Annotated in this window: 7 protein-coding genes; 3 read left to right on the top strand and 4 right to left on the bottom strand. The window is 62.8% G+C overall.

The annotated features are described in order from the left end of the window. Positions 1–66: 66 nt before the first annotated feature. On the bottom strand, positions 67–543 hold the full coding sequence (locus VK519_RS12445) for a sigma-70 family RNA polymerase sigma factor (RefSeq protein WP_324350206.1): 477 nt from the start codon (positions 541–543) through the stop codon (positions 67–69). Between the two features lie 144 nt (positions 544–687). Here VK519_RS12445 and VK519_RS12440 point away from each other — a divergent pair, with 144 nt between their 5' ends. The 3 genes from VK519_RS12440 to VK519_RS12430 all read left to right on the top strand — a co-directional run bounded on the left by VK519_RS12440 (position 688) and on the right by VK519_RS12430 (position 2,505). Continuing rightward, on the top strand, positions 688–1,638 hold the full coding sequence (locus VK519_RS12440) for a metallophosphoesterase family protein (RefSeq protein WP_324350204.1): 951 nt from the start codon (positions 688–690) through the stop codon (positions 1,636–1,638). Continuing rightward, a complete protein-coding gene (locus tag VK519_RS12435; protein ID WP_324350203.1) occupies positions 1,635–1,982 on the top strand; it encodes a cupredoxin domain-containing protein in 348 nt (115 codons plus the stop codon). Before VK519_RS12440 ends, VK519_RS12435 begins: the two co-directional genes overlap by 4 nt. A gap of 79 nt (positions 1,983–2,061) precedes the next feature. Further along, complete coding sequence (locus VK519_RS12430; protein WP_324350202.1) at positions 2,062–2,505, top strand: pilin; 444 nt, start codon at positions 2,062–2,064, stop codon at positions 2,503–2,505. A 16-nt stretch (positions 2,506–2,521) separates the two neighbouring features. On the opposite strand, the gene VK519_RS12425 is transcribed toward VK519_RS12430, so the two are convergent. The 3 genes from VK519_RS12425 to VK519_RS12415 all read right to left on the bottom strand — a co-directional run. Then, positions 2,522–2,959, bottom strand: a complete 438-nt coding sequence (locus VK519_RS12425; protein WP_324350201.1) for a dimethylsulfonioproprionate lyase family protein — start codon at positions 2,957–2,959, stop codon at positions 2,522–2,524. Positions 2,960–3,017: 58 nt separating this feature from the next. Further along, positions 3,018–4,364, bottom strand: coding sequence for a c-type cytochrome (locus tag VK519_RS12420; protein WP_324350199.1), 1,347 nt, complete (start codon positions 4,362–4,364; stop codon positions 3,018–3,020). A 5-nt stretch (positions 4,365–4,369) separates the two neighbouring features. Continuing rightward, positions 4,370–5,554, bottom strand: a 1,185-nt coding sequence (locus VK519_RS12415; RefSeq protein WP_324350197.1) for a GMC family oxidoreductase, incomplete at its 5' end; no start/stop codon positions are given.

Below are 5,554 nucleotides of genomic sequence, written 5' to 3'. Positions count from 1 at the left end.
GCGAGATCGTGGTGCTGCGGGAGCTCGAGGGTTTTTCATATAAGGAAATCGCCACCATCACATCGCTCAAGATCGGCACGGTGATGTCGCGATTTCCTTATATGAAAAACCCTCGAGCTCCCGCAGCACCACGATCTCGCGCAGCGGCGCGGGCAGGGCATCGAGCGCCGACTGCAGCACGGCGATATCGGAGGCGACCAGGGCAATGGCTTCGGGTGTAGGCCCACCGTCGATGAGCAGGTGCAAGTCTTCGTCGAGCGATTCATGCACGCCCTGGCCGGGCTTTTTCGCGATCAGCGTCCAGGTAGTGTTACGCACGATCGCCAGCAGCCATACCCGCGGGTTCTCGCCGTTGAAGCTGTCGAAGTAGCGAAGGGCCCGCAGCATCGATTCCTGCAGGGCGTCTTCGGCATCGGCATCGCTGCGCGCCAGCCAACGGGCCAGGTTCCAGGCGGCGTCCAGGTGCGGAAGGAAGCAAGCCTCGAAACGGGCTGTCCGATGGCGGTCGGGGGCTGGGCTCATGGCGGCGAGGAAGGCGGGCATGAAGATACATACCGAGGTTACTCCCGTTTTATTCCCGTGGCCTTGAAGGGGAATAAAGCCGTGGGGAAGGGGGTATCGGCAAGGGAGGCACGTCGAACAAACCGGCCGGCTTCATCCCCCGAAACCAACCCCACGGAGATTCCCATGGACCACCCCAGCAACGATACCGAGGGCCCCGAGGGCCGTCGCGGATTCCTCAAATGCATGGCCATGGCCGGCGCCGGCACGCTCTGGCTGATGAAGGGCGGTGTATTGCAGGCCCATGGGCTCGGCGGCGGTGATGCAGGCATCGCCACGCCCGACGCCACCTTCAGCTTCGTGCAGGTGAGCGACTCGCACATCGGTTTCCACAAGGAACCGAACATGGATGTGGCCGGTTCCTTCCGCGAAAGCCTTGCGCGCGCCACAAGCCAACGCCACCGTCCCGATTTCATCTTGCACACCGGTGACCTTACCCATCTTTCCCGCGCCGAGGAATTCGATACCGTGGCGCAACTGGTGCGTGACAGCGGCGCGCCGCACACGCTGTACGTGCCGGGCGAGCACGACGTGATCGGCGACAACGGCGCGGAGTTCTTCAAGCGGTTCGGCGAGAAACAAGCCGATGGCGGCTGGTACAGCTTCGATCACCGCGGCGTGCATTTCGTCGGGTTGATCAATGTACTGAACCTCAAGGCCGGCGGCCTGGGATTCCTCGGCCCCGACCAGCTGGCGTGGCTGAAAAAAGACCTTGCCCCGCTGTCGGCATCGACGCCGCTGGTCGTCTTCGCCCACATGCCGCTTTGGAACCTGTATGAATCATGGGGTTGGGGTACGGACGACAGCGCCGAGGCCATGACGTACCTCAAGCGTTTCGGTTCGGTCACCGTGCTCAACGGCCATGTGCACCAGGTGCAGCAGAAGGTGGAAGGCACGGTTACCTTCCACACCGCCCGTTCCACCGCCTACCCGCAACCCGCGCCTGGCGTGGGGCCGGGCCCGGGGCCACTGAAGGACATCGTGGCCGGATCGTTGAAACATTACCTTGGCGTGCGCGAGGTCCGTCACGTGCGCGGCGCGCAGGCACTGGCGGTGGCCGAGGAGGCATTGGCATGAGAATGGGAATAATGGCGTCGGCGCTGGCCCTGGCATGGATGGCGACGGTGTCCAACGCCATGGCCGCGAAGGTCACGCCCTCCGCACCTCCGCCGGGGCCCCGGGTTCAGATCCAGAACTTTGCCTTCATGCCCAAGACGCTGACGGTATCGGCAGGCTCGAAGGTGGTCTGGACCAACCTCGACGAGGAACCGCATATCGTGACCAGCGCCGGGGGGAATTTCCGCAGCTCCCCGGGCCTGGATACCAACGACAGTTACAGCTTCACCTTCGACAAACCAGGCACTTATACGTACTACTGCTCGATCCACCCGATGATGGTGGGCACGATCGTAGTGCAATAATCGTGGTGCAGTTGGCCTTCCGCGTGCCGCCCGGGTGATATCATGGCGGCACGTTCCGGGGGGAACCAGGTGCTTGACCATGACAACTCAGAACCGCTTGACCGGTGGCTTTACGCTGATCGAATTGATGATCGTGGTGGCGATCATCGCCATCATCGCGGCGATCGCCATTCCGGCCTACCAGGATTACGTGATTCGCAGCCAGGTGTCCGAAGGCTTCGTCCTGTTCGACGGGGTGCGGCCGACACTCGAGGAGTATTACGCCAACCACGGCGAATTCCCTCCCGAGAACGATGTCGGCGGTATTGAAGACCAGATCCAGGGCACCTATGTCAACATGGTCGATGCCCATAGCCAGCAGGGCCACGTCATCATCAACTTCGACATGCCCAAGACGAGCAGGATAATCCACACGTTCGGCATTAAACTATCGGCCGTGACCTCGTCTGGTTCCATCGTCTGGACATGCGACCGGACGATGACCATGCCGCCGAAGTACCTTCCAAGCGGCTGCCGACACTGACCTGATTACTGAAGGTTCAAGGCTGCGGCGCGGGCGTCGCCATGGGCTTGCCTTTGTCCACCACCCAGGTGGAAACCTCGCTGCCGCCTTCATCGCCGGGGCCGGCCAGCAGTTCGTGCACCAGGCCGCTGGGATTGAAGAAGTGATCGCCCGCATGCAGGGTGCGGTCGGGATGGCCCTTCTGCTTCAGGATCAAGGTCCCGCTGAGCACGTAGCCGGCTTCGTCGCCCGGGTGGGTGTGCCAGGGCGCTACGGCGCCGGGTGGCATTTTCACGGTGCCAAGCACCAACTGCTTGCCCGGTGCGCCATCGACGTCCCGGGTTTCAAGAAGTGCGCGGATGGGCGCGGGTTGTGCGCTGGATGGTGCCGGTGCACTGGCTTGTGCCAAGGCAAATAACGGCACCGCCGCGGTGAAGGCGATGGCTGCGAGGACGATAGAACGGAAGCGTTTCACGGCATGCTCCATGCCGGCGAGGGCATCCGGCGAATAATGTCACGGGGATGGATGGCCATCATGGCTGGTCGCCAGAGTTGTCGGTAAGGCGCAGGTTAACCAGGTCCAGCTTCTTGCGCAGCTTGGCCACTTGATCCGCCTTCACTGGTGACGCCCGGTTGCCCCAACTATTGCGTACGTACGTCGTTACGTCCGCTACCTGTTGGTCGGTAAGCTTCCACGCGAAGCTGGGCATCGTCAGTGGCGAGGGACGGGTTGGCGATGGCCCCACGCGCATGCCGGCCAGGATGATATGCAGCACGCCGGTGGGGTCGTTCTGCTGGACGACGGCGTTGTTGCCCAGCGGCGGGAACAAGGTCGGCTGGCCAACGGCGTTCTCCAGATGGCAGGCCGTGCAGGCGTCGGAGAATATCGCCGCGCCGCGCTTCATCGCCGCCCCGTCGGCGGCCGCGACGTCCACGTCCGGGCTTGCCGGAAGGGATTTGAGGTACACCGCAATGGCGTGGCGGTCTTCATCGGTGATCAACGAGGTTGAATAGGTCACCACGTCGCCCATCGGCCCACCGGCAGACGAATGCTTGTTGCGACCGGTCTTCAGGTACTCGGTGATGTCATCCACGCTCCAGCGTCCCAGGCCGGTGCGCTGGTTGCCGGTGAGGTCCGGCGCAACGAAGGCATCCAGTACGCCACCCTCAAGATCATGGCCCTTCTTGTCGGCGCCCAGCAGGTTGCGGGCGGTGTGGCATGCGCTGCAGTGCCCGGCGCCGCGCACCAGGATCGCACCGCGACTCCACTCGGGCGGTGCGTCGGCGGGCGCTTGCGACTTCGGTGCGTCGTGCAAGGCAAGTACGTTCCAGAACGACACCATGAAACGGATATTCATGGGGAAGAGAAGATCGTTATCGGGCGGCTTGTACGCCACCGGCTTCGTCGTCTTCAGGTAGGCAAGCAGCGCGTCGTCGTCGGCGCGCTCCAGATTGCGAAACCATGGGTATGGGAAGGCAGGATAGAGATGCTGCCCGCGCCCACCGATGCCATCGTGCATGGCTTTGTAGAACTGATCCGGCGTCCAGTTGCCGATGCCGTTGGTGGGGTCGGAGCTGATGTTCGAGGAATAGATCACGCCGAAGGGCGTGTTCAGGCCCAGTCCGCCGGCGAATGGCTCACCGCCCGCCCGCAGGTGGCACGACAGGCAATCGCCCATGCGCACTAGGTACTGCCCGCGCCGCAGTTGCTCGGCGTTGGGCCCGTCGGCGATGGGCTGGGTGATGATCTTGGCAGCCGCTACCGAAGTAACAGGCCCTGATGGCAGCGCGGCGGCACGGCCAAGGCTCCAGGCCATGAACGCACCGGCCACGATGCCCAGCACGATCAGTACCAGTACGACACGGATAAGGGTTCGCATGGCATCTACGCCTGTACCAGGGGGCCAGGATGCTTCAGGTATTGCTGCACGATCGCCTGCGCCGATAAGTACGCCAGCGCCGCCACGGTGGCCGTGGGGTTGTAGCCTGCGTTCTGCGGGAAGGCGCCCGCGCCCATCGAGAACACATTGGGCACGTCCCAGCTTTGCAGGTACTTGTTCACCACGCTATTGGCCGGGCTATCGCCCATGATCGCGCCGCCCGTGTTGTGCGTGGTCTGGTAGGGCACCACGCTCCATGACCCGACGCGCCGGTTAAGCTTGATCTCGCGCGGGTTCATCGCCTTGGCGATTTCCGCGGCGCGGTCGGTAAGGAAGTCGGACATCTTGTGTTCGTTGTCGGTGAAATCGAACGTCATGCGCAGCATCGGCCGGCCATGGATGTCGCGGTAGGTTGGATCCAGGTCCAGGTAGTTGCCGCGATGGCTCATGCACGAGCCATGCACGCTAAGGCTGAAGGAGCGCAGGTAATTCTTGGCCGCCGCATGCTTCCAGTCCTTGCCCCACGCAGGCGTGCCCGTGGGGGTGTAGATCATCTCGATGGGGCGGCCGCCGGTGATCATGCCGGCGATATAGGCGCCACCGATGAAGCCGAGGCCTGAATGATCGAAGTTGTCGCCGTTGAAATCATCAACCACCGTGGCCAGCGCACCAGCGCCGATGAACGGATTGATCAGCTTGTCGTCGAAGAACACATTCACCGATGACATGGTCTGGTAGGCGTAGTTCTTGCCCACGACGCCCTTGCCCGTGGCGGGGTCGTACGGCGTGCCGATGCCCGACAGCAGCAGCAGACGCACGTTCTGCAGGATGTACGACGACAGGATCACGATATTCGCGGGCTGGAAGAATTCCTCGCCTGCGCTGTTCACGTACGTCACGCCGGTGGCCTGCTTCTTGTCCGGCGACAATTCCACCTTCAGTACTTCGCTCTCCGTGCGCAGGGTGAAGTTGGGCTTGGCCATCAGGTAGGGCAGCAGGGTGGTCTGCGGGCTGGCTTTGGAATAGTTGCCGCAGCCGAACTTCTCGCAGAAGCCGCAATAGGTACACGCACCCAATTGTGACCCGAAGTTGTTCACGTAGGGCTGGGATAAATTTCCCGTGGGATGGGGAAACGGATGCCGTCCGAGTTCCGCTGCCGCCTTGCCGAACAAGGTCGGCCCATACGTCTG

The organism is Pinirhizobacter sp. (assembly GCF_035317885.1).
Lineage (GTDB): Bacteria > Pseudomonadota > Gammaproteobacteria > Xanthomonadales > Rhodanobacteraceae > Pinirhizobacter.
Note: the sequence above shows the minus strand (reverse complement) of the source record. Positions and strands in the feature narration are given on the sequence as shown.